This window comes from Spirosoma arcticum, assembly GCF_054779955.1.
This window is the reverse complement of record NZ_BAAGXG010000006.1, coordinates 357,171-381,633: the sequence shown is the minus strand read 5'-3', so window position 1 is coordinate 381,633 and position 24,463 is coordinate 357,171. Positions and strand designations below refer to the sequence as shown.

At 55.0% G+C, this 24,463-nt stretch carries 21 protein-coding genes and 1 tRNA gene; 4 read left to right on the top strand and 18 right to left on the bottom strand.

The features are described from left to right. Positions 1-40: 40 nt before the first annotated feature. The 8 genes from ACYVHB_RS16065 to ACYVHB_RS16030 are packed head-to-tail and all read right to left on the bottom strand — an operon-like array spanning position 41 to position 8,464. A complete protein-coding gene (locus tag ACYVHB_RS16065) occupies positions 41-751 on the bottom strand; it encodes a response regulator transcription factor (RefSeq protein ID WP_461052778.1) in 711 nt (236 codons plus the stop codon). A 43-nt stretch (positions 752-794) separates the two neighbouring features. Beyond that, positions 795-1,214, bottom strand: a complete 420-nt coding sequence (locus tag ACYVHB_RS16060) for a hypothetical protein (protein WP_461052777.1) — start codon at positions 1,212-1,214, stop codon at positions 795-797. Continuing rightward, on the bottom strand, positions 1,211-1,453 hold the full coding sequence (locus tag ACYVHB_RS16055) for a hypothetical protein (protein ID WP_461052776.1): 243 nt from the start codon (positions 1,451-1,453) through the stop codon (positions 1,211-1,213). Before ACYVHB_RS16055 ends, ACYVHB_RS16060 begins: the two co-directional genes overlap by 4 nt. Before the next feature lie 11 nt (positions 1,454-1,464). Further along, a complete protein-coding gene (locus ACYVHB_RS16050) occupies positions 1,465-2,148 on the bottom strand; it encodes an SDR family NAD(P)-dependent oxidoreductase (RefSeq protein WP_461052775.1) in 684 nt (227 codons plus the stop codon). A gap of 4 nt (positions 2,149-2,152) precedes the next feature. Continuing rightward, positions 2,153-2,992 carry an MIP/aquaporin family protein gene (locus ACYVHB_RS16045; RefSeq protein ID WP_461052774.1) on the bottom strand — a complete coding sequence of 280 codons (840 nt, stop codon included), beginning with the start codon at positions 2,990-2,992 and terminating at the stop codon, positions 2,153-2,155. Between the two features lie 11 nt (positions 2,993-3,003). Continuing rightward, the gene (locus ACYVHB_RS16040; RefSeq protein WP_461052773.1) at positions 3,004-4,965 is read right to left on the bottom strand and encodes an amylo-alpha-1,6-glucosidase; all 1,962 of its coding nucleotides are present in this window, start codon (positions 4,963-4,965) and stop codon (positions 3,004-3,006) included. A gap of 11 nt (positions 4,966-4,976) precedes the next feature. After that, complete coding sequence (locus ACYVHB_RS16035) at positions 4,977-7,631, bottom strand: MGH1-like glycoside hydrolase domain-containing protein (protein ID WP_461052772.1); 2,655 nt, start codon at positions 7,629-7,631, stop codon at positions 4,977-4,979. A 17-nt stretch (positions 7,632-7,648) separates the two neighbouring features. Next, positions 7,649-8,464, bottom strand: coding sequence for an SDR family oxidoreductase (locus ACYVHB_RS16030; protein ID WP_461052771.1), 816 nt, complete (start codon positions 8,462-8,464; stop codon positions 7,649-7,651). 152 nt (positions 8,465-8,616) lie between these two features. Here ACYVHB_RS16030 and ACYVHB_RS16025 point away from each other — a divergent pair, with 152 nt between their 5' ends. Continuing rightward, positions 8,617-8,754 (top strand): hypothetical protein, encoded by a 138-nt coding sequence (locus ACYVHB_RS16025; RefSeq protein WP_461052770.1) that lies wholly within the window; start codon positions 8,617-8,619, stop codon positions 8,752-8,754. Positions 8,755-8,758: 4 nt separating this feature from the next. Here ACYVHB_RS16025 and ACYVHB_RS16020 read toward each other — a convergent pair whose 3' ends face one another. Genes ACYVHB_RS16020 through ACYVHB_RS15995 form a run of 6 tightly spaced genes read right to left on the bottom strand, consistent with a single transcriptional unit; the run spans position 8,759 to position 15,450 of the window. Beyond that, complete coding sequence (locus tag ACYVHB_RS16020; RefSeq protein ID WP_461052769.1) at positions 8,759-10,393, bottom strand: SMP-30/gluconolactonase/LRE family protein; 1,635 nt, start codon at positions 10,391-10,393, stop codon at positions 8,759-8,761. Position 10,394: 1 nt separating this feature from the next. Then, positions 10,395-10,871 (bottom strand): GlcG/HbpS family heme-binding protein, encoded by a 477-nt coding sequence (locus tag ACYVHB_RS16015; RefSeq protein WP_461052768.1) that lies wholly within the window; start codon positions 10,869-10,871, stop codon positions 10,395-10,397. A gap of 28 nt (positions 10,872-10,899) precedes the next feature. Further along, on the bottom strand, positions 10,900-11,451 hold the full coding sequence (locus tag ACYVHB_RS16010) for a YHS domain-containing (seleno)protein (RefSeq protein ID WP_461052767.1): 552 nt from the start codon (positions 11,449-11,451) through the stop codon (positions 10,900-10,902). Between the two features lie 42 nt (positions 11,452-11,493). Next, positions 11,494-12,525: a VOC family protein gene (locus ACYVHB_RS16005; protein WP_461052766.1), complete on the bottom strand. Its 1,032-nt coding sequence runs from the start codon at positions 12,523-12,525 to the stop codon at positions 11,494-11,496. Next, positions 12,522-13,850, bottom strand: a complete 1,329-nt coding sequence (locus ACYVHB_RS16000; protein WP_461052765.1) for an alpha/beta hydrolase — start codon at positions 13,848-13,850, stop codon at positions 12,522-12,524. The genes ACYVHB_RS16005 and ACYVHB_RS16000 overlap by 4 nt, the downstream gene beginning before the upstream one ends. Before the next feature lie 43 nt (positions 13,851-13,893). Continuing rightward, complete coding sequence (locus tag ACYVHB_RS15995) at positions 13,894-15,450, bottom strand: GMC oxidoreductase (RefSeq protein WP_461052764.1); 1,557 nt, start codon at positions 15,448-15,450, stop codon at positions 13,894-13,896. Between the two features lie 166 nt (positions 15,451-15,616). Between ACYVHB_RS15995 and ACYVHB_RS15990 the strand changes: the two genes are divergently transcribed. Continuing rightward, positions 15,617-15,787, top strand: coding sequence for a hypothetical protein (locus tag ACYVHB_RS15990; protein ID WP_461052763.1), 171 nt, complete (start codon positions 15,617-15,619; stop codon positions 15,785-15,787). On the opposite strand, the gene ACYVHB_RS15985 is transcribed toward ACYVHB_RS15990, so the two are convergent. Beyond that, a complete protein-coding gene (locus ACYVHB_RS15985) occupies positions 15,774-16,502 on the bottom strand; it encodes a DUF547 domain-containing protein (protein ID WP_461052762.1) in 729 nt (242 codons plus the stop codon). The genes ACYVHB_RS15990 and ACYVHB_RS15985 overlap by 14 nt on opposite strands. Before the next feature lie 297 nt (positions 16,503-16,799). After that, on the bottom strand, positions 16,800-19,265 hold the full coding sequence (locus tag ACYVHB_RS15980) for a TonB-dependent receptor domain-containing protein (RefSeq protein ID WP_461052761.1): 2,466 nt from the start codon (positions 19,263-19,265) through the stop codon (positions 16,800-16,802). A gap of 277 nt (positions 19,266-19,542) precedes the next feature. Here ACYVHB_RS15980 and ACYVHB_RS15975 point away from each other — a divergent pair, with 277 nt between their 5' ends. Further along, a complete protein-coding gene (locus ACYVHB_RS15975; protein WP_461052760.1) occupies positions 19,543-20,664 on the top strand; it encodes a sensor histidine kinase in 1,122 nt (373 codons plus the stop codon). Positions 20,665-20,681: 17 nt separating this feature from the next. Continuing rightward, positions 20,682-21,410 carry a LytR/AlgR family response regulator transcription factor gene (locus tag ACYVHB_RS15970; RefSeq protein ID WP_461052759.1) on the top strand — a complete coding sequence of 243 codons (729 nt, stop codon included), beginning with the start codon at positions 20,682-20,684 and terminating at the stop codon, positions 21,408-21,410. 289 nt (positions 21,411-21,699) lie between these two features. Here ACYVHB_RS15970 and ACYVHB_RS15965 read toward each other — a convergent pair. Beyond that, positions 21,700-21,783 (bottom strand) — tRNA-Thr (locus ACYVHB_RS15965). Positions 21,784-21,909: 126 nt separating this feature from the next. Continuing rightward, the gene (locus ACYVHB_RS15960) at positions 21,910-24,399 is read right to left on the bottom strand and encodes a DUF349 domain-containing protein (RefSeq protein WP_461052758.1); all 2,490 of its coding nucleotides are present in this window, start codon (positions 24,397-24,399) and stop codon (positions 21,910-21,912) included. Between the last annotated feature and the right edge of the window lie 64 nt (positions 24,400-24,463).

The following is a 24,463-nucleotide window of genomic DNA, read 5'->3' as shown; positions in this document are numbered from 1 at the left end:
GTGTTGGCGCATCCAAAAATAGGTTCTATCCGTTACCAACTCATTTGGGGTCGGCAAAGCGGTAACCAACGCCCCACGTCGTCAGGATGTACGTCGGCTGGCTGAAATTCGGCTCAATCTTGTTGCGCAAGCGGTTGATGTGGGCCGTCAGGGTGTGTTCGTAGCCATCGAACTGGTACTGCCACACTTGTTTAAGCAACTCCTTGCGCCGGTAACTCTTGCCGGGCGTCTTCGCCATCAACACCAGCAGATCAAATTCTTTGGGTGCCAGATTAATTCGGGTGCCGTCGATGGTCACGATGCGGGCAGCCACGTCGATCTCCATCGCTCCGTGCACAATCCGTGGCGGGGCAGTCTGAACCGCCGACAGGTTCAAACTGCTCCGGCGCAGCATGGCCCGCACCCGCGCCATAAACTCCCCGATGCCAACCGGCTTGGTCAGGTAATCGTCCGCCCCAGCCTCCAGCCCGTTTACTTTATCCGCTTCCTGAGCCATTGCGGTGAGCATCATGATGGGCGTGGCCGCATCGACCTGGCGAATCTGCCGACACACCTCTAAGCCGCACATGTCCGAGGAATGGCTGTCTAAGATGCACAGGTCCACGGGTTGCCGGGCCATCAGAATAAGCCCGTCCTGACCGGAGTTGGTCGCAATCAGGTCGGCGGGCAGGTGGCGCAGGTGCGTGCGGATCGACTCCACCATGTGGGTGTCGCTGTCGATCATCAGCACTCTTTTGGGATAAGATTTCATGGCTGTTTTTGGGTTGAGGATACAGTTTTCAGTGCGGGTCCCGTCAGAATTCAACAGTCAGTAGGGTCCGCTGGTGCAGATCGTCTACAATCTCAATACGCGGGTGACTGTCCGTGGTCGGTAGCGGAAAGCGGTACGTTCCCGGCGCGTCTAACAGGCCCACCGCCCGCCACGCACCGGCTTGTCGGACGCGCACCACTGCCGATGGCACCTCGAACGGCTGTTCGAGCGCGATGTCAAGCTGTAGCGCACCGCCCTGAGCAGCCCGGCGCAGGTGGACGACAACGCTGTCCGACGCCACCGAACGCAGCAGAACCGGCAGGGGCGCGGGCGGGGACAGGGTAATCGGCTCCTGTTGCTGCGGGGATTGGTACGCCAGCAAAGCCGCCACGAAGCCCAGCGGCAGCATAACCACCAGCAGCAACCAGATCATACGGTGAGCGCGTTGGAGGGATGGCGTCATGGCTGCGTTGGTTTGGAGTGGTTTTCTTTGGATAATCCAGTTTGACCGCGCCAGACTTTGACCAGCAGCACTGGCCAGAGTGCAACGGATGCGGGCCAGAGCAGGACTTTCAGCGCGAGGTGCATTCCGTGGGCGTTGGGGTCGATGCGGGCGGCTCCCCAGCCGACGAAATAAACGCCAAATACCGCCCCCAGCGCGAGGTAACCGTAGAACAGATACACGAACAGTTCAGCACTCATCGGCTTTCGATTCAGGAGTGGTTGTAGATGTTGACGACGGTTTCGCGAGTCATGCGGCCCGTATCACTTAATAGAAAAGCGATCAGTTCGGCCAGATTATCGGTCGGCACCCAGCGGCTGGGATCGGCGTCAGGCATGGCATTCCGGTTAGCGGGCGTGTCGATAATGCCCGGCACCACTACACTGGCCGTGATCTGATGCGCTTTGCCTTCGGCGTTGATAAGTTCGGCCAACGCGAACACCAGCGTTTTGCTCAGCGCGTAGGCGACCACGTTTTTGCCTTCGTCGGGGTTAAGCGACGGACGCGCACCAATCAGAATGAACTGCCCGTCCCGCTGCTGCTCAAACCTCGCCAGCAACGGCTTCACCACGTTGAAGGCTGACAAAAAGTTAAGCTGATACATCTTGTGCAGCAAGTCGGCATCAGTCTCCCGAATGGAACCCATCGCAAAACCACCCACCAGCAAGACGGCCGCCCGCAGGTTTGCCGCTTCGTGTTCGTCCAGAAAGGCGGTCACGCTGTCGGCATCGAGTACGTTGACTACTTGCGTCTTCACCTGGGGCAGGTGGTTAAACATGCCCATTTCGCGGCTGGAGCCGAACGTGGCCAGCACCGCGTACCCCTGCTGATGCAGGTGTTCGACCACGTCCCTGCCCAGATTGCCCGATGCGCCGGTGATGAGTACCGTTTTCATAGATTCAGTTGGTTGACGGATGATCAACATGTTGTTGGTCAGGCCCTTCTTCGGCCCACCAAAGCACTTCGTAGGTACGACAGCCGTTCCGCCGACCCGACAGGTGCATCGCCATTGACCGGCACTCGCCGTAACGTCGTCGGTAGCGCCGTCGGTACAACCATCCTGCCAGCGACATGCCGGCAATTGGCCCCACGAAGTAAATCCACCAGCCGGTCCAGATACCGGCCGACAGCGCTGAACTGACCGTCCGGGCCGGGTTGATGCTCATGCCCGAAAACGGGGCCTCGAACGTAATGTACAGCGCGACCAAAATGCCCACAAAATAGCCCGTGTAGGGGGCCAGCCGCCGGGAGTTGCTCAGCGCCAGCACCATCGTCAGCATGCAAAACGCCATGCCGAACTCGAACGCCAGCGCCACCCAGATACCCGCCGAACCGGGCACCGTCGCTACGTGGTTCACCGTTGGGTGCGTCATGAAATAAGGAATCAGATAGTGCAGCGCGGCCACGGCCAGCGACCCGCCCACAAACTGCGCCCCAATGTACCCCAGCGCGTCGGCGAGGGCGATGCGGTTGAGCCGCCACTGCGCCAGCGTCACGGCCGGGTTCAGGTGCGCCCCCGACCGTTTTCCCCAGCGCGAATAGATCAGACTGACGGCGGTCAGGCCCATCACCGCACCAATCAACGCCCGTCGCAGCAGGGGAGATGGCACCGCAGCCCGCACCGGAAAGGCCGGGTGTTCTACCACAATCACGATTAAGCAAGCCACGAGCATGAACGTACCCAACGCCCAGGCTTCGATGAGGTAGGTTGGCCATTTTTTGCGGATTGTCTGTTTCATCAGTTACTTAGTTAACGCATGGGGTTATCCGACAGGAGTTTAATCAACGCCCCTACCGACCACGCCTGATTCGCCGTGCCACGTCCGTCTTTGGGATGTAGCCCGTCGAATATTTCCGAAATCCCGAACAGACAGTCGTGCTCGTAGAAGTGCTGCTTCAGCGTCGCCAACTCGGTGTACATTCGGGTCTTAGCGGCTTCCGACTGGCCGTGAATGCGCAGAAACGCCTGCCAGTATTCACCCAGCAGAAACGGCCATACGGTTCCCTGGTGATAAGCCGTGTCGCGCAGCCACTGATCCCCGCCGTAGACGGCCGCGAACGCCGGGTCCTGGGGTGAGAGCGTCCGCAAACCGTAGGGCGTGTAGAGGTGCTTTTCGACCGTGTCGAGTACCCTGCGCTGGGCGTCAGGGTTGAGCAGCGGAAACGGCAGGCTAAGGGCGTATATCTGGTTAGGTCGAATGCTCGTATCAGGAGCGCCACCGGGAATCACGACGTCGTTCAAATACCCGTTCTCGTTCCAGAAATGCGGAGCGAAACTTTCCTCGAACTTTCTGAGCTGCAGGGCGTAAAAATCGGGCTTCCGGCGAAGTTGCTTAGCAAAGAAAATGGTGATCTGCAGAGCGTTGTACCATAAAGCGTTGATTTCAACGGGGCAACCGTGCCGGGGCGTCACCACGTAATCACCCACGCGGGCATCCATCCACGTTAGCTGCGCTGTGCCTTTACCACCGTAGAGCAGCCCGTCGTCGGTGACGTGAATCCCGTAGCGGGTACCGGCGCGGTGGGCATCCAGAATCGTGAGCAACTGCTCGAAATGCTGCTCGATAAACCCTATATCATCAAACCGAAGGTAATATTCATAGAGCGCCACGAACAGCCAGAGCGTCGCGTCGATGGTGTTGTATTCAACGGGGTCCCGGCTGTTGTCGGGGAAGCGGTTGGGCAGCATCCCATCGTCCAGATACCGAAAAAACGTGTCTAAGATCCGCTGCGCCGTCTGCTGCTGACCGAGCGAAATACACAGGCCGCGCAAGGCAATCATGGTGTCGCGGCCCCAGTCGGCAAACCAGTGATAACCGGCAATGATCGTTTCACTTTGCGTCGACTGCCGCTGCACGATAAACTGATTGGCCGACACGACGAGATCCTGCAAAAACGAATCGCCGTTGGTAGCCCGCGCGGGTGCGCCCCGCAGCGTCTGAATCCGTTTGATTTCCCAGGCCCGCAGTTCATCGGGCTGATTAGCCATAAACCGCTCGTCGGTCGAGAACGTCAGAAAACATTCTTCGCCCGGCTCCAGCCGCGCTTCCACAAAACCGACCGTATAAGCGTCTTCCGTAAAATCCAGCCCACGCTGCTGCTCCTGCCGGTACGTGAACCGGTTGAACCACGCCCGGTTCTCAATGAAAACGCCGGTCGAGAAAGCCCAGTACAGCGGCTCTGCGCCGAAATGGGCGTAGAGCTTCAGCCGATGATCGGTTCGTTCGAGGTGGTAGTTAAAGTAGTCGTTCTGGTGAAACAGACTGTGGTAGTCGCGGTGAACGAACAGCGGATTCAGGCGCAGCGTAACGGCCTGATGGCCCACGTTCTGATAGCACACGACGGTTGTGTTGGCCGTCTGGACCATGAACACGGTTTTGGCGATGGTATAATTACCTGCCTTGAACACCCAGCGCGGCAGCGGCATCCGCTCGAAGGACACTAAATGTTTCCAGCCCTGCGGATGCACTACGTCGCCGTACTGGTTGCTCGACAACCCGAACGTGTCCCCTTCGGTGAAGAGCGTTTCTTCGATTTTGGACACCAGCACCTGGCGGTCAGTGGGCGGGTTGCGGGCGGCTACCAGCAGGCCGTGATAGCGCCGGGAATTGGCCCCGGCCAGCGTGCTACTGGCGTAGCCGCCGAGGCCGTTTGTCACCAACCACTCGCGCCCGGCGAGGTGTTCAAAATCGCTGTTGAGGAAGTAATACATGGCCGGTTTGGTTAAGGCGTGGGGGTTGTAAGGTACGTCTGGTCAATCAGTTGCGCGACAACGCCCGTCCACCCCGTCTGATGACTGGCCCCGACGCCCCGCCCCGTTTCGCCGTGGAAATACTCGTAGAACAGCACCAGGTCGCGGAAATGCGGGTCGGTGCGGTATCGTTCGTCGCCCCCGTGAATCGGTCGGTTGCCTCCGCCATCGGGCCGGAACAGGCTGATTAAGCGAGCGGTCAGTTCGTCGGCTACGCGGCCCAATGACATGCATTGACCGCTGCCCGTTGGGTACTCCACCTGCAACGTGTTGCCGTAGTAGCGGTCGTATCGCCGGAGCGCCTGCACCAGCAAATAATTCATGGGCATCCAGATCGGCCCGCGCCAGTTGGAGTTACCCCCGAATGCACCCGTCGACGACTCGCCCGGATCGTAGCGCAGGCCGAACTGTTCGCCATTAATGTCGACCTGATACCCGTTCTGGTGAATTTTGGAGATGCTTCGGATGCCCCCCGGTGCCAGAAACTCGCTCTCATCGAGCATGGCCTGCAACAGCCGCTGCAAGCGTCGGGGCGGAATGAGCGACAGCAGGATTTGCTGCGGATCAGTAGCGTCAACGACCTGGTAGTTGACGATTTTGGCCCGGTATTCGGCAAACCACTTCAACCGGTACGTAAAGTCGGGGGCATTCTCCAATAGGTTCATCTCCAGCGGCAGCACCGCAAACAGCGTCGAAAGCCCCACCAACGAACGCACCTTGAGCGGCACATGGCGACCGTCGGGCAGGGCCAGCACGTCGTAGAAAAACCCTTCCTGCTCGTCCCACGACCCCGACATGTCGGGATCGTGGCTGATGCGGTTGAGCGATTCGGCGATGTAGACAAAATGCTCGAAAAACTTAGTCGCCATGTCCTCGAATGAGGCATCATGTCGGGTGATTTCCAACGCAATTTCGAGCATGTTCAAACAGTACATGCCCATCCATGCGGTGCCGTCGGCCTGCTCCAAATGGCCCCCGCCCGGAATAGCCGCGCTCCGGTCGAACACGCCGATATTGTCCAACCCCAGAAACCCACCCTCGAACACGTTTTTGCCGTGCGCATCTTTGCGATTCACCCACCACGTGAAGTTCAGGCTCAGTTTGTGGAAGGCTTTTTTAAGAAAAACAACGTCGGCAACGCCCCTGCGTTCTTTTTCAATCTGGTACACCTGCCAGCAGGCCCAGGCATGAACGGGCGGATTCACGTCGCCGAACGCCCATTCGTAGGCAGGTATCTGGCCGTTGGGGTGCATGTACCATTCGCGCAGAAACAACAGCAACTGGCTTTTGGCGAAACCGGGGTCCACCATCGCCAGCGGTACGCAGTGGAAGGCTAAATCCCAGGCCGCGTACCAGGGGTACTCCCATTTGTCGGGCATCGAAATGATATCCTCGTTGTTGAGCGATTCCCACTGGTGATTACGACCCGTTTTGCGGCTGGCGGGGGGCGGCACCTGACCCGGATCACCCGCCAACCAGCGCGGAATGTCAATGTTGTAATATTGCTTGCTCCACAGCATCCCGGCAAATGCCTGCCGCTGAATGTTGGCCAATTCCGGGTCGATGTGCGCAGCCGCAAACTGGCTGTAAAACTCGTCGGCTTCGCGCTGCCGGTTAGCGAAAACCTTGTCAAACGATTTGCCAAACGGGTTTCCCTTCACTGAATTTTTTGCTAAGCGCAGACAAACCGACTGGCTATCCCCACCCGCTACCGTGAGCGTGTACATCGGTGCGAACTTCGTACCCGCTGTTCGGCCTTCCATCCAGTCAAAATCGTTATGGACAACCGCCCGGTGAAACGCATCCTTCACGAAGGGAGACGAGTTGGGATAACTATACAGCCGTTCGGTATTTGTCTCGTTTTCAGTAAATAAGGCGCGTTGAGCGGGCTGGAAATAAAACTGATAGTCATCCAGTTCTTCGTGCCGTGCCCGAACGTGCCCGAACGGCTCATGCGCGACCAACGCCAAATTCGGTTTTTCCTTTGTTAGCCCAAACGACCACCCATTGCGAAACCAGATCGTTGGCAGCAGGGTCAGATCGGCGGACTCGGTGGCCCGGTTGTGAACCGTGATGCGGATCAGAATATCTTCTTCATCGGCTTTGGCGTATTCGGTGACGACGTCGAAGTACCGGTTATCGTGGAAAGCGCCCGTATCCAGCAGTTCGTATTCGGGTTCGTGCTTGCTACGCTGCCCGTTGGTGTAGGCGAGGTCGCCGTAGGGAAATTCGGCCTGCGGGTACTTGTACAGGTGCTTCATGTACGAGTGCGTCGGTGTGCTGTCGAGGTAATAATACAGTTCCTTTACGTCCTCGCCATGATTGCCTTCCGGGCCGGTCAGCCCGAACAGCCGCTCTTTCAGAATCGGGTCACGGCCATTCCAGAGCGACACGGCGAAGCACAGCCGCTGCCGGTCGTCGGAGATACCAGCCAGGCCGTCCTCACCCCAGCGGTACACCCGGCTGCGGGCGTGGTCGTGCGGAAAAGAATCCCAGGCCGTGCCATGCGGGCTGTAGTCTTCGCGGACGGTGCCCCACTGCCGTTCGGATAGGTAAGGCCCCCACTTGAGCCATGCCTGACCAGTGTCGATTCGCTGTTGTTCAGAGGTTGGTTTTTGAGTAGTCATGATCACGTAGAAGAGGATTAACCGTTGTCTTCAAAGCCGGGGTACAGCGCCATACCGCCATCCACAACGAGCGTATGCCCGTGAATATAGTCGGCTTCGTCGGAGGCTAACCACGCGACGGATGCCCCAATATCCGATGTTTCGCCGATTCGTTTGTACGGAATCAGCCGCATCAGGTGGCTCAGGGCCTGTGGCGTTTCCCACGCCCCCCGGTTGATGGGCGTTCGGATGGCACCCGGTGCGACGCTGTTGACCCGGATTTTATGTTCGCCCAACTCCTGCGCGATGGACTTCATCAGCAGCATCACGCCCCCTTTCGAGGCCGCGTAGTTAGCGTGGCCCGCCCAGGGAATAAACTCGTGGACTGAACTCATGCAGATAATCTTGCCGGTCGACTGCGACACGTCCGGGCGCGGTCCCCGGCGCAGAAACTCACGGGCGGCTTCGCGGGCGCACAAGAACTGGCCCGTCAGGTTCACGTCCAGCACGTATTGCCACTGCGCCAGTGTCATGTTAATGAACAGCGCATCTTTCTGTAAGCCCGCATTGTTCACCAGAATATCGACGGTGCCAAACGTCGCGACCGTTTGTGCGAAGAGTCGCGTTACGTCATCTTCTTTGCTAATGTCGGCCTGCACCAGCAGCGTCTGACCGCCATCCGCCCGAATCAACGCGGCCGCTTCTTCGGCTCCGGCGGGGTTGCCAATGTAATTGATAACGACGTTGGCTCCTTCGCTGGCTAAGGCAATGGCACACGCTTTGCCGATGCCCGAGCTGGAGCCGGTAATGATGGCCGTCTGCCCGACAAGCCGCTGATTTGGTTTCTGGTACATCTGAAGCGTCAGTGAATAATAAGTAGTTTATGGTATCTTTGATGTACTCTCAACCCCTTCAGCATGAGTGTTACCGAAGCATTTAGCGATGTGGCCGCCAGTCTTGCCCAAATGGCTCCTGACAAAATCAGCAACCTGAAAGCCTCCCCCAAATGTCGGAGTGGGTCGAAACACTCATTACTCGTAAAAAAGACGGAGTCATCAGCCACGATGAGCAGATCGAACTGGAGCAGTTTCTGGCCCTTGACTTGTTCATCAGCTTAACCAAAGCCCGCACCCGGCTTGTCTAAGTAGCTACTTCGCCAGTTTCCCGCCGTTAAGCGTAGCAATTTTGTATAAGCCGGTATGCGCCGTCAGGTAAAGCGTTTTCCCGTCGTCACCCCAGGCCATATTCGCCGGGCGTTCGGGGCCGATGATCTTGCCGAGGTATTTGCCCATTGGCGAAATGATCCAAACCCCACCCGGTGCCGACGCAAACACGTTGCCTTTGGTATCGACTTTAATGCCATCGAGGGCCTCGTCATCGTCGGTCTGGTTCATGTCAAAAAAAACTTTGCCGTTCGCCAGCGTCCCATCGGGTTTCACTTCGTATCGCCACAAAGTTTTGGTATTGTGAATGTCGCGGATGTCCCAATTCGAGACGTATAAGTACTTCTCGTCCGGCGAGAAGGCAATGCCGTTGGGCCCGCCGAGGTCGGTGGTGAGCAAGTCGGTTTTGCCGTTGTGAATGCGGTACACCCCAGAATGGGGCGTTTCCTTACGCGGATCGGCGTAGGCTTTTGGCAGGCCGTAGGGCGGATCGGTGAAATAGACATCGCCGTTTGAATGGATAACCAAGTCATTCGGGCTGTTTAGTTTCTTACCGCCGTAACCATCCGACAGCACCGTCATCGGTCCCTTGATTTCGTCGCGGATGATCCGCCGGTTGCCGTGCTGACAGACGATGAGGTGCCCGGTCGGGTCAATAGCCAGGCCATTCGATCCGGGTTGGTGGTAGTCGCCAATGTCGAAACCCGTGTAGCCCGTCTTGGTCATGTAGATCGAGACGTTGCCCATCGTGGGGTCGTATTTGTAGATGACGTTGGCGTTCGGGTCGCTGAACAGCAGGTAGCCGTCGGGATGCCAAACGGGGCCTTCCGTGAATTGAAACCCATCGGCAATTTTCTGAATTTTAGCCGCCGGGTCAATCACCGATTTCAGTTCCTCCTGCACCATTGTTACCTGGCCCAGATTCTTCCAGAGGTCGGGCGTAGGTTTGGCCGGGTAAAAATCCAGCGTCGCGCTCCTGATCCAGACGTAATTATCGGGCAGGTCGGCAACGGGTCCGTTCGTGACTAAAATGGCCAGATCGACTGTGTCGCCGGGTTTGGCATTGTCGGTGAGCCAGACGCGCTGACGGGCGTTGTAGCCGTTGATAACGCCGTTGGCCCGCGCCCCGAATGATTTGCGGAGTTTGCCGTTGATCCAGACCTCGCTGTAATCGTCGGCCACCAACTCGAACATTATCCGCGAACTGGCCACCGCAAACGTCCCTACCTTGTCGGGCATTGTAACACGCACCCGGTACCAGACGTGACTTAGCAACCCATTGCCGCGCCGGGTTTCGAGGTCCGTCGCGGTCACGTCTTGCCAGGCCGCCTGCTCAAAGGCAGAAGTGCCGCAACGGGGTTCGAGCGCAAACGTACTAACTGATTTACCCGTCGGATACAGTAGCATTTTATCGGTAGCCGACGGACCGGGCGCGTTGAACGGAGCCGCAACAATCTGTGCGTTGAGCGTTTTCCACCGCGCTTTCACCAACTCACTACCAGCCGGAGTGCGCAAATCGACCACGGCCGTTGCGTTGCCCCAAGCCAGCTCGCGGATTTCCTGCGCCATCAACCCGCCCCACGGCGTTAGAAGCAGGAATAGTAGGGACCATTTCTTCATGTTATTCGAGTTTAGTACCGGCCCCGGCTTTGGCGATTTCGGTATCCTGGTCGGCGGTTTTAGCCCCGCTCACACCGATGGCTCCAATCACCTCGCCTTTGTAGATAATCGGGAAGCCGCCCTGCAACATCACCGGGCCAACGGTCGTGAGCGCCACCCGGCCGCCGTTGATGTTGTCCTCAAATCCTTTGGTCTCCTTTTTGAAGAGCGCGGCCGTGCGGGCTTTCTGAAACGACACTTCGGCGGCTTGTGCAAAGGTTCCGTCCATGCGTTCGAGGTAGAGCAGATGCCCACCCGCGTCCACAATGGCGACGCTGCCGCCCGGAGCCGCGTTGTCCACGGCGTATTTGATTGCGGTAGCCGCCATTTTTTTGCAGCTTTCCTGCGTCAATAAATAGGTCGTTTTGACCTGCGCCTGAGCGGTCGTGATAATGGCCAGGAAAAAGCCAAGTGATCGGAGTGTCTTCAAATGATTCATGCGTGAATGGGGATACGGTTAGATACGTTTATTCTTTCGGCCCTTCGTAGGAGGTTGCGGCTACTGATTCCTGAGTTTCGCCTTTTTTGATAAGGTCGTACTTCGGCTCTTTCTGACTGACGGTCGGCCATTTTTCCTCCGCCGTTTTCAGGTTTTTTTCGGGCTTTGCCAGCCACAGTTTCAGCGCTTTAGCATTGTGGTTCACGGTCAGGTGCCCGTCCGTGATCCGGTGCGTCCAGATTTGAATGGGCCGTAGATTGCCCTCCGCCACGGCGATGGCGCAAAAGCCACCGTAGAGGGGCGCGTATTTGGCGGGACTGGCGTCGAACAGCGTTTTGTTAGCCGCCGACGTAAACAGGTACTTCGCGCCTTCGTGCATCGACTCAAATTCGGGTTTGCCCTTGATCGTGCTGTCGGGCATGGTAAACATCGCTACGCAGTCGTAGCCCTGCAGGGCGTAACCGTCTTTATCGAGGTTCAACAGGTGCTTTTTGTCGGTGCTCCGTTGGGGGACCTGAGCGAGGGAGGGCAGAGCCAGCAGGCAACTTAGGACGAGCGAGGCAATCATTGTCGTTTTCATAATCAATTAATTAATCGTTAGGTATGTGAAGGAATTATTGGTTCATTCGCACAGCAGCACCGCATGACCATCGGGGTCGCGGACGAGGAATCCGCGTCGGGCGGCCAGTCCTAAACCGTCGAGTGGCACAATGCCCGGCGTCAAAAGGGTGTATTTTTTGTCAACGATCCTGGCATGTAGCGCGTCGAGTCCGCTAACCAGCACCGCCGTATGCCAGTGCCAGAGGTCGTTGGGCCGAGAATTAGCCGGATACATCCGTCCGCCGGGTGGGGCTACGTAATCCAGCAGTTCAATACCCACACCCGACCCGGTTGTTAGTCCGGAAATCAGCAGGTGTGCGCCGAATACCTGGTTCAGGTGCTCCTGTTCAGGACCGTAATTTTCACTGCTACCACCGAGTTTCAGTCCCAGCAAATCCCGGTAGAAGACCAGCGACGAATCGGTGTCGGCGCTGCCGATGGCGGTGTGGTCGATACCCAGAAAGAGCCGACCGGCGTCCCGGTTGGTGTTGGTCTGTCGCCACTTCGGATTACCCTTGCCCGGTGGAAACGAAATCAGTTCAAGCACGTGGCCGTCGGGGTCGCGAAAGTAGAAAGCCCGTACCCCGGCTGCGGCTGTGATGTAAGCCGGGAGCGTCTGGGGAGACGACGAAACATGCTCGACTTTAGCCTGCCGCAGTTGCCCATACGCCTTGTCCATGTCGCTTACGACGATGGCCACGTGCTGAAACCAGCCGTCGTTGCTACGCGAATCGGCTGGAATAGGCAGGCCGGTTTCGGGCAGTCCGCTCGTAAACTGCACAAAATCGAGCAGTTCGAGGGTTTCGTTGCCGAGCCGCAGCGTCGCAATCCGGGCCGTGGCCCCCGAATCGGCCAGGGCAAACAACCGGGTCAGCGGGGCCGACGCCACCGTGCGGATACCGACGAGCTCAAACGGCAGCGTCTGGGTGTAGAACGGCAGTACCCGGCCTAAATCCGATACCGTAATTGTCGGGTGCAGGACCTGACGAGCTACCTGCGCTTGGCCTGATGCCGCCCAACTGAGCAGACTTAGTAAGAAGAGCAGGTGTTTCATAGGATTACTTTTTTAAGTTCAATCCGCTGATCGGGCAGCAGACATTTGAGCGCAAACAAACCCCGCCAGTGGGGTTGAATCGGAATTCGGTCACCCACCGATCCGTCGAGCGTAAAAATCACTTTCCCGTACCCGTTCAGCAGATCAGCCCTGACGAACGGCTTCAGCAGCCGCAGTTCGCGGGTGGATTCGTCGAGCACAGCCGCCGGTTGATCGGGCATCTGCCCAAGCTCTTCGCTGAACAGCCAGCGAATTGCCCGTTCCAGTTCGCGGCCCCAGAAGTGCTCGGTGTGCGTACCATCCCGGTAAAAATCGAACTGTATTTTGTGCTCGTAGTAGCCGTTGTCCACCAGCGTGTAGTAGAGTGCCAGCAAATCGGGCAGCATGGTCTCGCTCTCCTGCTCGCCCCCCAGCAGGGCCAGTTTGTGAACGAAGTTGTACGGGGCGGCAGCGGCCAGCGCGTACACATCGTCGCTCCACCACAGCGACGGACTGAACGCAGCCACCTTGCCAAACACGTTGCCGTGGCGCAGGGCGGCATAGACCGAAATAAGCCCGCCCATCGAACTGCCAACCATGACCGTATTGGCTGCGTCGGGCCGCGTTCGGAACGTAGTATCCGTCAGCGGTTTCAGCGTGTCGAGCAGGAATGTCAGGTACGCCCCGCCATCACCCCCGCCGTGTTGCGGATTAGCCACGGGCGAGTATTCGGCCAGTCGCTCCGTCTCGCCGTGTTCAATACCGACGACAAGGCAACCCCAGTTTGTTTCGGCAGCGAGCCGGTTCAGTGTCCGGGCCACTTGCCATTTCTCATACGGCGACGCGGCATTGACAAACAGATTCTGAGCGTCGTGCATATACAGTACCGGGTAATGCCGGTCGGTTTTGTCGTAATCGGGCGGCAGATACACCCAAATGCGCCGGTGTCGCTGGAGGGAAGGCATCCACAATGCGTCGTGCCAGACATACACGTTTACTTCCTCTAATTCAATCGCCATCCGGTCGGGCCAGTCGCGCCAGCCTGCAATGCGGGCGTACACCAGCGGTCCGTCCGAGCGGGCTTCCCACGTTCGGTTGTCAATCGGCCCACCCTGTGCGTTCCTCTCCTCACAAGCCCATGACCCCCGTGTGAATTTGTAGACTATGCGACTGGGCGGAGCCGGAATCCGTAACGTATGCACACCATCGGCCGGGTCGGTTATCAGCCGAAACCGCTCGTCATTCGGCTGCCAGTCGTTAATGTCACCCGCCAGAAATATGGGTTCGTCGGCCGGATGATCCTCCAGCGTTGTCACCCGGAGGATGAGCGGCTCGTTACCAGTCATAGTACCTTACCAGTGAAGCCAGTGGTTTTGTGAACAGAGGCAGTTAAAGAACAATAGTCAGTATGTGTTCGCCAACCCGCAGGGCGTTGGCGGCCGTTGTTAGAGAAGGGTTATAGGCCCCCGACGACGGAAAAAAGCTGGCGTCGGCGACGTACAGGTTATCGAGTTCGTGGGCCTTGCAATGGATATCCAGCACGGACGTGGCTGGGTCAGTACCGAAGCGCAACGTGCCGCACTGGTGCGATACGCCACTGATGCCTAAATCATAGCCGCCCCAATGCACGGTTTTTAGAGCCGGGTCGATCTCGCTCAGCTTCCCGAAGAGGTCCTTCAGTTTCTGCTTCAACTGCTCAAACGCCACCACATTGTTTTGTTCGCGGTGGTAAATGAGTTGAATTTGTCCGTTGGGGGTGAGCGTCACCCGATTTTCGGGGTCGGGCAAATCCTCCGCCGTGAGCCAGAAGTCGATGCTGTGCGCCGACAGCCAGGCCGCGTCTTTATCTGGAAAGAAAGGTGCTCCCAAGCCAGTCACCGTGGCCGGGTCGTTTTTGCCCATCAACTGAATTTCGCCCAGCGGGTACGGGTTTTCGGCCGTCGGCAGGTAGTAGTCACCGATGCAGAAATACTTCTGAAAAAACGACGTGTTGAGTTTGTCGGGCGTGTAGGCAATCAGGCATCCGTTGATGTGCGCCATGTAGTTGCGACCCACCTGCCCACTGCCATTAGCCAGCCCGTTGGGGTGTTTTTGGTCGGCGGACCTCAGCAGCAGAGCCGCCGAGTTGATGGCCCCGGCCGCCAGAATGACTACACCTGCCTTGTACAGCTCGGTTTGACCGTTGCGCTCAACCTGCACCGTTGTCACGCGTCGTCCCGTTGCGTCGGTATCGAGTCGGCTGACAAAGGCATTGGTCAGCAGGGTTACGTTGGGGTACTGCAAAGCCGCCCGGACCCCCGTAACGTGCGAATCCGCTTTGGCTTCGGTTGGGTCGGGGAAGCCGTCGAAGTTGCCCAGCACCGTGGGGGCGTCGGGCCAGTAGGTGTTGTCTTCCGCCAGGCGTACGGCCATTGGAATCGGAAACGGTTTGAGCCCCGTTTTCTGCACGTTCCGGTAGAGTTCATCGGTAAATGGCTCAACCGGAATAGACCCAAATGGATAGGGGTCAGTCACGGGCGGCTCAAAGGGATCGCTGCCCCGAACGCCATGCACACTGAAGAGCCGCTCAGCCTGGGTGTAGTAGGGCGAAAAATCGGCGTAGGTCAGCGGCCAGGCGGGGGAGATACCCGTGGCGTGGTGCCGCTCCTCAAAGTCGGTTTCCCGCAACCGAAAACTGGCGGCTCCATACATCTTACTGTTGCCACCGACAACATAGTGTGTGAAGGGCTTAAACGGTTCGTTATTTTTATCGTACCAAGTCTCGTCAGCGCGGTAACGGCCTTTGACTACGACCTCCTCCACATCCCAATTTTCCTTTTCTTTGGGAATAAAACCACCCCGTTCGAGGATCAGAATTTTCTCGCCGGAAGGGGCTAATTGTTGCGCGATGGTGCCCCCGCCGGAGCCAGTACCAATGATGATAACATCGTAGCAGGAAGATTGCATGGGTTGCGAAGAAAGTTAGGGAGTAGACAACGCAGGTCTCCGTCAATTCAGACCATTGTAATTTCTGTACGCAAGTAATCCGGCAGCAACAAAGCGGATGTCGCTTACATGACAAGTGCGTCAATAGTTAACACTGGGGCAATATTGAACTGGTCACTTTGACCGTATGACCATTTATTTACCGGGCAGTAACCCGAACGTCATTGTTGCCAGACGGGGTGCTACCCGCGATGCCGTTGCCGATGATGAAGATGTATTTGGGGCGGTTCAGGCCATTGGCACTGATAACCCTACGGTAGTCGGTTCGGTAGCGGAGAAAATACTTACCGACCGTTGAGTGTCCAATCGTACTCGTAGAAGCCGGTCGCGTAGTCGCCGGGGATTTTCTCGCGCCGAAAGCTATTCACAAAGCCCAGCGCTGTTTGTCCACCCTGCGTAAAATCACTTTTGTACCAGTCGAAAATTTTAGACAGTTCGGCCTTTTTCTGCCCCTTGTTCACCCGGACAAACGACGGGTTGTTGAGCGCGAGCCGGGTACGCTCGTCTAATTGAGCATCCAGTTTATCGGCGCTGTAAGCAAAGTTGGCTAAGGGTGGACAACTAACGGCCGCGCAGACCACAGCGAAATGGACCCGTGCGTCGCCGTAGGCCGCCAGCAATTTGTCTTTTTCGAGCTGATTCAGAGTCATCTCCTGCCCGGCAACCCGATGCTTAATCTGATCGAAGAAACCAGGCTTGTCCAACGGTGACTTAAGGGGAAACGCCTGCACGACTTGATAAATGACTACCACGTTGTAGGCGTTGACGTAAAATGCCTTCTTTTGTTTGTCGGATGCGCCTGCCAGACTGACCGCGCCCGCCTTCTTATAAAGGCTGGTCAGGTCGCTATCTGATTTTTTGAGTTGTGCATAGTCCACGCGGTCATTCACGACGTGGGCTTTCACAAACGCGTCAACCTCGTCAGTGAAGGCACCGGGAGTGGTTTGGGCGGACAGCGAAGGGGTGAGCAGAAACACCCCTAAGAAGAGCAGGCAGAAAACTGGCTTTATCATTGATGAGTGGTTGATTGGGCGGCTCAAACCAACGTACATTTCCAATCAATGTGTGTCGCAAAAATGACAAGTAGGCTATTACGGCTGAATTTGCCGCGTTGTTGGCTACATCTGTTAGTAAACAATGCCGTTATACCCCAAATTTTATTGTGCCGGAGTGGCTGTCAACACGCTTGTTGGTTGAGTTTTCTGGTGGGGGTAGATAGTTCAATATTGAAAAAGGCCTCACCGTTTATAGGGCTTGACGAGCCTTTTTGTGGGGATTGCTCAAGCTACAGCAATTAAGTATAGCTCCCGTCAATTTTTATCGACTCTATTTCGCTCGTCCTGAGAGCCGCTCTCCCGTCGGCTCTGTCTTGTTATATGAGTACGTCCAAACGATCTTGTATACGTCAATTTCATGATAGGAAACAGGCTGGATTCGGTATTGATACTGACGTGGTTTTTGATTGAAAAAGCCTCCTCCGTAATGGTTCCGTAGTAGGTGTTGATCCGCATCGTTCGGAGCAGATCGGTCACGGATAGCTGAAAACTGCCCCCGTTATTTTTTAATTCTTTTTTGATACCGGCACTCAGCGCACCCATGCCGCCTACGTTAATCGTTCCGTTGTAGGAAACCGAATTGTACCAACCCGACAGTTCGGTCGAAAAACTTCGGGGGAGTTTAATAGACTGGTTGACATTGACCGAATACCCGAAATACGTTTTTTGGACGGGCTGCGGGGTGTATTCCGCCTTAAACTGCCTGATGCCACCCGTAAATCCGTAGCTCATGTCCCACCAGTTGTTGATTTTTAGGGGCACACTGACCTGCAACGTGATATTATTTTGCCAGGCAAGGTTTTGCGGGGATACATACAACAGATTCCTGGCCGGGCCTTCGGTCAGTTGGTAACGGGCAATCGGATGATTGTCCCGGCTGAAAAGCAGGGACAGTGAGTAGCCCCGGTAGGTATACCCCAGTTTTAGATTATTCGTGATGGTGGGCCTCAGTAAGGGATTACCAGCGTAAACAGCCGAAGGATCGCTGTACCGAACAAAGGAAGCCAGATCCGTAAAAGAAGGTCGGCTGATTCGCTTCGTATAGGATAGCTGTAATTCCGTATGCTCAGTCAGTTTCCGGGTGAAGAATATACTGGGAAATAGTACACCAAGCTTTCGATCGACAAGGTTTTCTTCCGTTTCAGAATTATCCAGTTTGGTGCGGGAGTATTCATACCGGGCACCGACAACAAGGTTTGTAGACTGGTTTACTTGTGAAGTGACGGACGCATAGGCCGCCCCAATGCGCTCCCTCATCACAATACGGGTAGCGGTTTCGCTCCTGCTCACCCAGGCATCATCGACAAGGCTCTCAATGCCAGCCCCACTCAAATTTCGGGTATACGTACCTTTCAAACCGGCTTCCAGTTTCGTTCGGGGAGCCAGTTGCCTGGTGTAGTCCAGCTTAGCCACCCCAACCTGGATGGTTGTGTTGGCAAAACCCCGTTGCTGGGGGGCGAAGAGACTGTCGTTGTTTCCAGCCTGGGTACCGGCTCGGGTAAGAAAGGTACTGCGCACTTCGGACGGACTTGTATTTGTAAAATGCAGGTAGTCTATAGCGCTGTTGAGTTGTTCGCCTTCCCGGAATTTCCGTTCACCATAAACGGAGCTGATCAGATTTTGCCAGCGGCTTTTGCCACTGATCGTTCCCCGAAAAAGCAGCAGCGAATCGGGCAGAATCGTATAACCCGTCTGGTTAAAATCAGTGGCCGACCGGACACTCCTGTTCCAGGAAATGCTGCCCCCAACGGTGCTTTTTGGATTTAATTTCAGATCGAACCCGGCGGTAACATCGTGATTATTCTGGACGGCTCTGATGGTGTCGTAAACCAAAACGTCCAGCTTACCACCCAGTACCGGCATGTTTTGTGTGCTGTGAATAAACAGGTCACTGTATGTTCGGTCGTGCAAAAACGAATAGGAGCCGTAGAGGCCGACCGTTCTGGTGTTGTGCACCAGGTTGATACTGCTGGTTCCTTTTTCGCCCACACCATACCCGCCCGTGAGCGAAATTGACCCGTTGGTACCCGGTTTGGTCGTCTTTTTCAGCACGATGTTGATCATACCGGCACTGCCCTCGGCGTCGTAGCGGGCACCGGGGGTCGTCAATAATTCGATTTTCTCAATATCATTGGCAGTCATCCCATTCAACAACGCAACAACCTGCTCTACAGGCATCCGCATTGGCTTGCCATTCAACAGGACCACCACCCCATTTTTTCCGTTCAGCCCAATGCTGCTATTCCGATAGTCGATCACCACACCGGGCGAACGCTCTAAAATTTGCAGGGCAGAACTGCCTTTCGACAATACACTGCTTTCGATGTTGATTACCGTTCCTTCCGTAATTGGTTGATAAAGGGGTTTTGCGGCCCGCACGATTACCTCTCCCAATTGCTTGGTATCGTCCTTCATAACCTGGGTTCCAAAATCCTTCGCCCTTTGGGTAGCGGTCAGTTCAAAAACCGGAGAATGCCAGGGTTGGTAACCTAAGCTGCCAGCCCGCAGGCGATACATTCCCGATGCAGTGGTGTCAAATCGGTAAAACCCGGCATCGTTCGTCAGCGTGGCTTTTACCAACAACGAATCCACACTCCGCAGGAGCAATACACTGGCAAATGGGATGGGGTGGCCAGCGATTGTGGTCAGTTGGCCGGACACTTGACCAAAGGCTATTGGGGACATCCAGAACAAAATCAGGTTGGCGAGTACGGTTTTCATAGCTGCTTTGGTAAAACTCCGCAGGCAAAGAAATAAGGACCGCAACCGATTCAGTAAGCTGAATGATAACCCGTTGAAACTACTTGATGACGTACCCGAAAACCGCCCGAAACTGGAAGCAGGCGGCTTTGTCAGGGCGGGAATACCGGTTATCCAGCCAAACCGGTAGCTGGTCAATTAGTTTGACTCGTTCACGTAGCAGAACAGGCCAAATCCAGGCAATCGATGTAACTTGGAGACGCAGGAGCTACAAACCGGCTAACCGTGCCAAACGACCATGATCGCACTGCCTGATAGTCAGTTAAACCAGTACTGGTTTTTCAGATACAAACTACATCACCTTCCGTTCTGGTTTCTTTACCATTACCTCTGGTGGATTGTTACGTTGGGCAATCCGGTTAAAGTCTTTCATACCATTGTTATTTTACCCTATGCAATCAAGTACAGTTTCTACGTCATTTTTCAGGCACTGGCGGTCTATTTTAACCTATACGTTCTCATTCCGAGGTACCTCGAAAAAAACAGATTTACCGCTTACATCAGCTATTTACTGCTGACGGTGTTCTGTGCGACGCTGTGCACGGTCGGTGGGTATTATTTCAGCGCCTACGTGAGTGGCCGAACGATAAACGATCTGTATGGTGAATATGCCTGCTTCAATTCGTTTTTGGGAAATGCGTTGCCCTCGACAGTGGCCAGTATGACGCTGGGGATGAGTATTAAATTGACCAAAAACTGGATACAGACCCGACAACGTCAGCAATTGCTGGAAACCGAAAAACTGGAAACGGAGCTGACGTTTCTCAAAAATCAATTTAATCCGCATTTCCTGTTCAATACTATCAACTCCATCTTTTTTCTCATTCATAAAAACCCGGATATGGCCTCTAATTCATTAGCCAAATTCTCCGACTTGCTCCGGTATCAACTTTACGAATGCAATGGTTACCAGATTTCGCTCGGTAAGGAGATCGCTTATCTGGAAAATTTTATTGAGTTGGAAAAACTTCGCCAGAATAACAACAATGCAATTACAGTGGAAATAGAGCCTGCTTACACGGATCATTTGGGTATTGCCCCTTTTATCCTGATGACCTTTGTTGAAAATGCGTTTAAACACGTATCCAAACACAGCAATCAACCCAACTGGATTACAGTAAAACTGGAACTGGATGGAAAACAACTGGCCTTTAAGGTGGCCAACAGCACTTCTCCGGGGAGAGCTAACCCGATTGTTGAATACGGGGGCATTGGCCTGAAAAACGTACAGCGACGACTGGATTTATTGTATCCTGACCAGTATCGGCTGTCGGTTCAACGGGAGCCGAATCGGTTTGATGTACAATTAGAGATAACGCTCACCGATTTTGTGTCGATACCAGCCCTACAACCTGCCTAACCATACAGTCCTATACGATGCTCAGTTGTATAATTATTGATGACGAGCCATTAGCCAGAGAAGGTCTGGCCAGTTACGTACGGGAAGTCGATTTCCTGCACTTGGCTGGCATATGCGAAAACCCACTTAAACTGGTCACCCGGTTAGACCAGCAACCGGTAGATCTGTTGTTTCTGGATATTCAGATGCCGAAGATGAGTGGGATCGACTTTTTGAAAATCGTACCAAACCCACCCATGGTCATTATCACGACAGCGTTTCCCAGTTACGCGCTGGAAGGCTTTCAGTTAAATGTGCTGGATTATCTGCTAAAACCCATCACGTTCGACCGCTTTTCCAAGTCCGCTAATAAAGCCAAAGACTATTATCGGCTCCTCAGCAAATCCGGCTCCCCAGACCCGCAGAAAGGAGAAACGGTTGACGATTATTTCTTCGTTAAATGCGGCAGTAAATACGAAAAGATTCATTTCGATGCTATTCTGTACGTAGAAGGCCTGGAGAATTACGTAACTATCGTTACCGATAAAAATAAGTACGTAACGCTGTTGAATTTAAAGAGTCTGGAGCAAAATCTGGCGAGTATTTCCTTCCTCCGGGTGCATAAATCCTACCTGGTTGCTCTCAATAAAATAGACAGTATTGAAGGCAACGAAATTTTTATTCAGTCTTCTCGCATTCCAATCAGCCGACACTACCGCGATCAGGTGATGACTAAAATCTTGACCAATAAAATCTGGAAAAAATAAGAATGGCTTAGTGCTTTCCTTATGTGACATCTATATCTATTGCGGTACACTCCCTATTCTTGCTTCAACCCGCCGTCATCAACGTTTTTCTGAAAATTACTTATCAGACACCCGTCACTCTCATCAACTGCTACCATTTTAACAGAGCTACAGAAAGTTTACTGCCTATTTTAACGTGAGAATACAAAAGAACCCTGAGTCGACAATCTACGCAAACGCATTGCACATTACATTGCACGCCAAACAAAACAGCCACTCAGCAGAAATGCTAAGTGGCTGTTAATCAACGAGCCAGTGGAGGGATTCGAACCCCCGACGCGCTTGCGCATCCTGATTACAAATCAGGCGGAATCGACCGCTATCCGACACTGGCAGAACCCAAAATCCGTTTCCGAATCGTGATGCAAAAGTAAGACTTTCGCGGCTTTTCTGCAAGGTGAAGCCTTGATATTACCCATCAGATGGCAATTTTGTTAGCCATCGATTGGTATAGTACTTGTTACGCCTGTGCCACTTTTAACTGATGTTTCAGTTCGTCCAACTGCTTTTCCGCATCGGCAATCTTCTTGTCAATATCGGCGCGAAGCTGATCGGCGTTTTTGGAGCGGGCGAAGAACTCAATGTTGTTACGGTACGTGGCAATATCGTTCTCAATGGCCGTCATGCGCCGACGAATGTCGTTTTCGCGCTTGTTGCCCGTATCGCTACTCCGGTTGTAATCGCGGTCGCCCCGGTCATCCCGATCCCGGCTGAACCCACGGTCGCCACCCCGGTCGAAGCGGTCACCGCCCCGGTCAGGCCGACTGTCTCGGTCACGGCCCCCACCATTCCGCGCTCCCCCAGACCGGGCAGCACCGGTTCTGACCGTTTCGGCTTCGCTTTGGAGCATGATCCGCTCCTTGTCTTTTGCCGGAATCTTGCCCGTGGCACTCACCAACGCATTCACTGCGTTGATGTACCGCTTCTGAGTTAATTCTTTATCTTTCTTGGGCACGAACCCAATGCTGGTCCACTCCTTTTTGAACTCGTCCAGTTGCGAGAGGTCAGCGTTGCTGTTCGCGGCCGCTTCGATGCGCTCGATCAGGGCGATTTTTTGGGTTAAATTACCCTCAAACTCGCGCTCCGTATCCTGATTTTTCAGGCGTTTCTTATCGAAAAACGCATCACAGGCGGCTTTGAAGCGGTCGAAAATGGAGTTTTTCTGCTTCTCCGGAACTTGCCCGATGTTTTTCCACTGACGCTGAAGCTCAATGACTGTCTGCGTCGCTTCGGGCGATTCTTCACCCGATGCCAGAATCGCTTCGACCTGTTCGCAGAGATCCGCTTTAGCCCGCAGGTTCTCTTCGCGCTTGCTTTCCAATTGCTTGAAGAACTCACCTTTGTTATGAAAGAACGTCTTCAGCGCAGCCCAGAACTTCTTGCTTAACTCTTTGCCTTCCTCGCGGGGCATTGGCCCTTTAATGGCGTTCCAGCGGTCCTGCAATGCCATCACGGCTTTCGTCTTATCGTTCCAGTCGTTGATGCTATTGGATGCGAAAGAGGTCAGCGGCACGAGTTCCTCGTAGATCGCTGATTTCTCTTCGTACAACTGCGCTGACTCCTTCCGCTGCTCGTTGGTTTGGCCCCGGCGTTTGTCATACAGCACGTCGAGGGCCGCTTTCATCCGTCCCCACAGCACTTCCTGATCGGCTTTGGGAGCCGGGCCAATGTGCTTATATTCTTCAAACAGCGCGTTGGCGTCGTCGATGGTCTGCCGCGTAACGGGCGTCTCCTCCGATGCCTTCGCCATTGCTTCAACCCGCTCGATCACTTCCGTTTTCAGGCTGACGTTGCGCTTGCGGTCGAGTTCTTTCAGTTCGAAGTAAATATTCCGGTTGCTGTAGTATCGATCAACGAGCGCGTGGTACGTGGCCCACAGAGTGGCGTTATGTGGCGAGTTCATGTTTCCGGCCGCTTTCCAGTCGTCCTGAATTTTCTTAAACTCGTTCCAGCTCGTTTTGGGATCGCCCGCGTTGCTTTCGTCGGTTTCGACCAACACGCGCAGACGGGTCAGCAACTCGGTCTTAGACGCGAAGTTGCCATCCTTGGCTTTGTCTAAATTCTGGAAATACGTATTCTTCTGGCTCTTGATCTGCTTGTAGAGGTCATCGAACTGCTGAACCGTATCGTCATTTTTATACTCGAATCCTTCTTCAGAACCGGTCTCCGCTACATAAGCTTGCAGGGCTATTTCGCGCTCGGCCCGCTTCATCTGATCGAACAGGGGCTTAACTTCTTTCAGCGTCTGATCAGCTTTTTTGAAATCGCCGGGCGAAACAGATGTACCACTAATTGACGCCAGCTTTGTTTCGAGCAGGGAAACGAAGTCCTGCTTCGAGAACTGCGTATAATCGACGGCGGGCTGAGTATGCGTTTCCTCTTCAGCCTCCTCGGCTACGTCGGCATACTGCGCTGTAATGGTCTCATCAACCGCCGGTTCATCGGTCAACTCCGGCGCGGCCGCAACTTCAGAATCCGTTTCTACAGTTTCCGAAGCGGGTTCGTCTGTAGTCGGTTCAGCGGTAGGGGTTTCAGTAACTTCTGCCGTGTGCGTATCGGCCGCATCGGTATCAGCCATCGGCTCATCCGTTTCGTCAACCGCCGTCACGGCGGGTTCGCCCGCCGGTTCAGCAGCGACATCGTCGGGCACTGACAAGTCCGGGCTGTCCGGCTCGGATTCGCTTGTGGCATCTTCACCAACACCAGTTGGCCCCGACTGATCGGTCACCGCAACAGGCTGATCGGCCATTGGCTCGACATCGGATGTTTCGACCAATGATTCGGGCGTAGCAGTTACGTCTCCGCTTAATTCATCGGATTGCGATTCGACCGCGTCAGTGGCTGTAGGCTCACTACCTGCGGTTTCTTCGGGTGTATTAACGGCCAGCGCGTCGGTCACCGGGGATGCGTTGTCCGGCTGCTGGTTAATTTCCTGTTCTTCGTTTGCCATGTTGGGAACGTACCGATTACTTTTGCAAAAGTACGACAAAATGCGAATTTACCTGTACGTCGGC

Bases quoted from the DNA above. Each gene is read 5' to 3' on its own strand.
- ACYVHB_RS16065 (WP_461052778.1), bottom strand. From the start codon at position 751: ATGAAATCTTATCCCAAAAGAGTGCTGATGATCGACAGCGACACCCAC.
- ACYVHB_RS16060 (WP_461052777.1), bottom strand. From the start codon at position 1,214: ATGACGCCATCCCTCCAACGCGCTCACCGTATGATCTGGTTGCTGCTG.
- ACYVHB_RS16055 (WP_461052776.1), bottom strand. From the start codon at position 1,453: ATGAGTGCTGAACTGTTCGTGTATCTGTTCTACGGTTACCTCGCGCTG.
- ACYVHB_RS16050 (WP_461052775.1), bottom strand. From the start codon at position 2,148: ATGAAAACGGTACTCATCACCGGCGCATCGGGCAATCTGGGCAGGGAC.
- ACYVHB_RS16045 (WP_461052774.1), bottom strand. From the start codon at position 2,992: ATGAAACAGACAATCCGCAAAAAATGGCCAACCTACCTCATCGAAGCC.
- ACYVHB_RS16040 (WP_461052773.1), bottom strand. From the start codon at position 4,965: ATGTATTACTTCCTCAACAGCGATTTTGAACACCTCGCCGGGCGCGAG.
- ACYVHB_RS16035 (WP_461052772.1), bottom strand. From the start codon at position 7,631: ATGACTACTCAAAAACCAACCTCTGAACAACAGCGAATCGACACTGGT.
- ACYVHB_RS16030 (WP_461052771.1), bottom strand. From the start codon at position 8,464: ATGTACCAGAAACCAAATCAGCGGCTTGTCGGGCAGACGGCCATCATT.
- ACYVHB_RS16025 (WP_461052770.1), top strand. From the start codon at position 8,617: ATGTCGGAGTGGGTCGAAACACTCATTACTCGTAAAAAAGACGGAGTC.
- ACYVHB_RS16020 (WP_461052769.1), bottom strand. From the start codon at position 10,393: ATGAAGAAATGGTCCCTACTATTCCTGCTTCTAACGCCGTGGGGCGGG.
- ACYVHB_RS16015 (WP_461052768.1), bottom strand. From the start codon at position 10,871: ATGAATCATTTGAAGACACTCCGATCACTTGGCTTTTTCCTGGCCATT.
- ACYVHB_RS16010 (WP_461052767.1), bottom strand. From the start codon at position 11,451: ATGAAAACGACAATGATTGCCTCGCTCGTCCTAAGTTGCCTGCTGGCT.
- ACYVHB_RS16005 (WP_461052766.1), bottom strand. From the start codon at position 12,525: ATGAAACACCTGCTCTTCTTACTAAGTCTGCTCAGTTGGGCGGCATCA.
- ACYVHB_RS16000 (WP_461052765.1), bottom strand. From the start codon at position 13,850: ATGACTGGTAACGAGCCGCTCATCCTCCGGGTGACAACGCTGGAGGAT.
- ACYVHB_RS15995 (WP_461052764.1), bottom strand. From the start codon at position 15,450: ATGCAATCTTCCTGCTACGATGTTATCATCATTGGTACTGGCTCCGGC.
- ACYVHB_RS15990 (WP_461052763.1), top strand. From the start codon at position 15,617: ATGACCATTTATTTACCGGGCAGTAACCCGAACGTCATTGTTGCCAGA.
- ACYVHB_RS15985 (WP_461052762.1), bottom strand. From the start codon at position 16,502: ATGATAAAGCCAGTTTTCTGCCTGCTCTTCTTAGGGGTGTTTCTGCTC.
- ACYVHB_RS15980 (WP_461052761.1), bottom strand. From the start codon at position 19,265: ATGAAAACCGTACTCGCCAACCTGATTTTGTTCTGGATGTCCCCAATA.
- ACYVHB_RS15975 (WP_461052760.1), top strand. From the start codon at position 19,543: ATGATCGCACTGCCTGATAGTCAGTTAAACCAGTACTGGTTTTTCAGA.
- ACYVHB_RS15970 (WP_461052759.1), top strand. From the start codon at position 20,682: ATGCTCAGTTGTATAATTATTGATGACGAGCCATTAGCCAGAGAAGGT.
- ACYVHB_RS15960 (WP_461052758.1), bottom strand. From the start codon at position 24,399: ATGGCAAACGAAGAACAGGAAATTAACCAGCAGCCGGACAACGCATCC.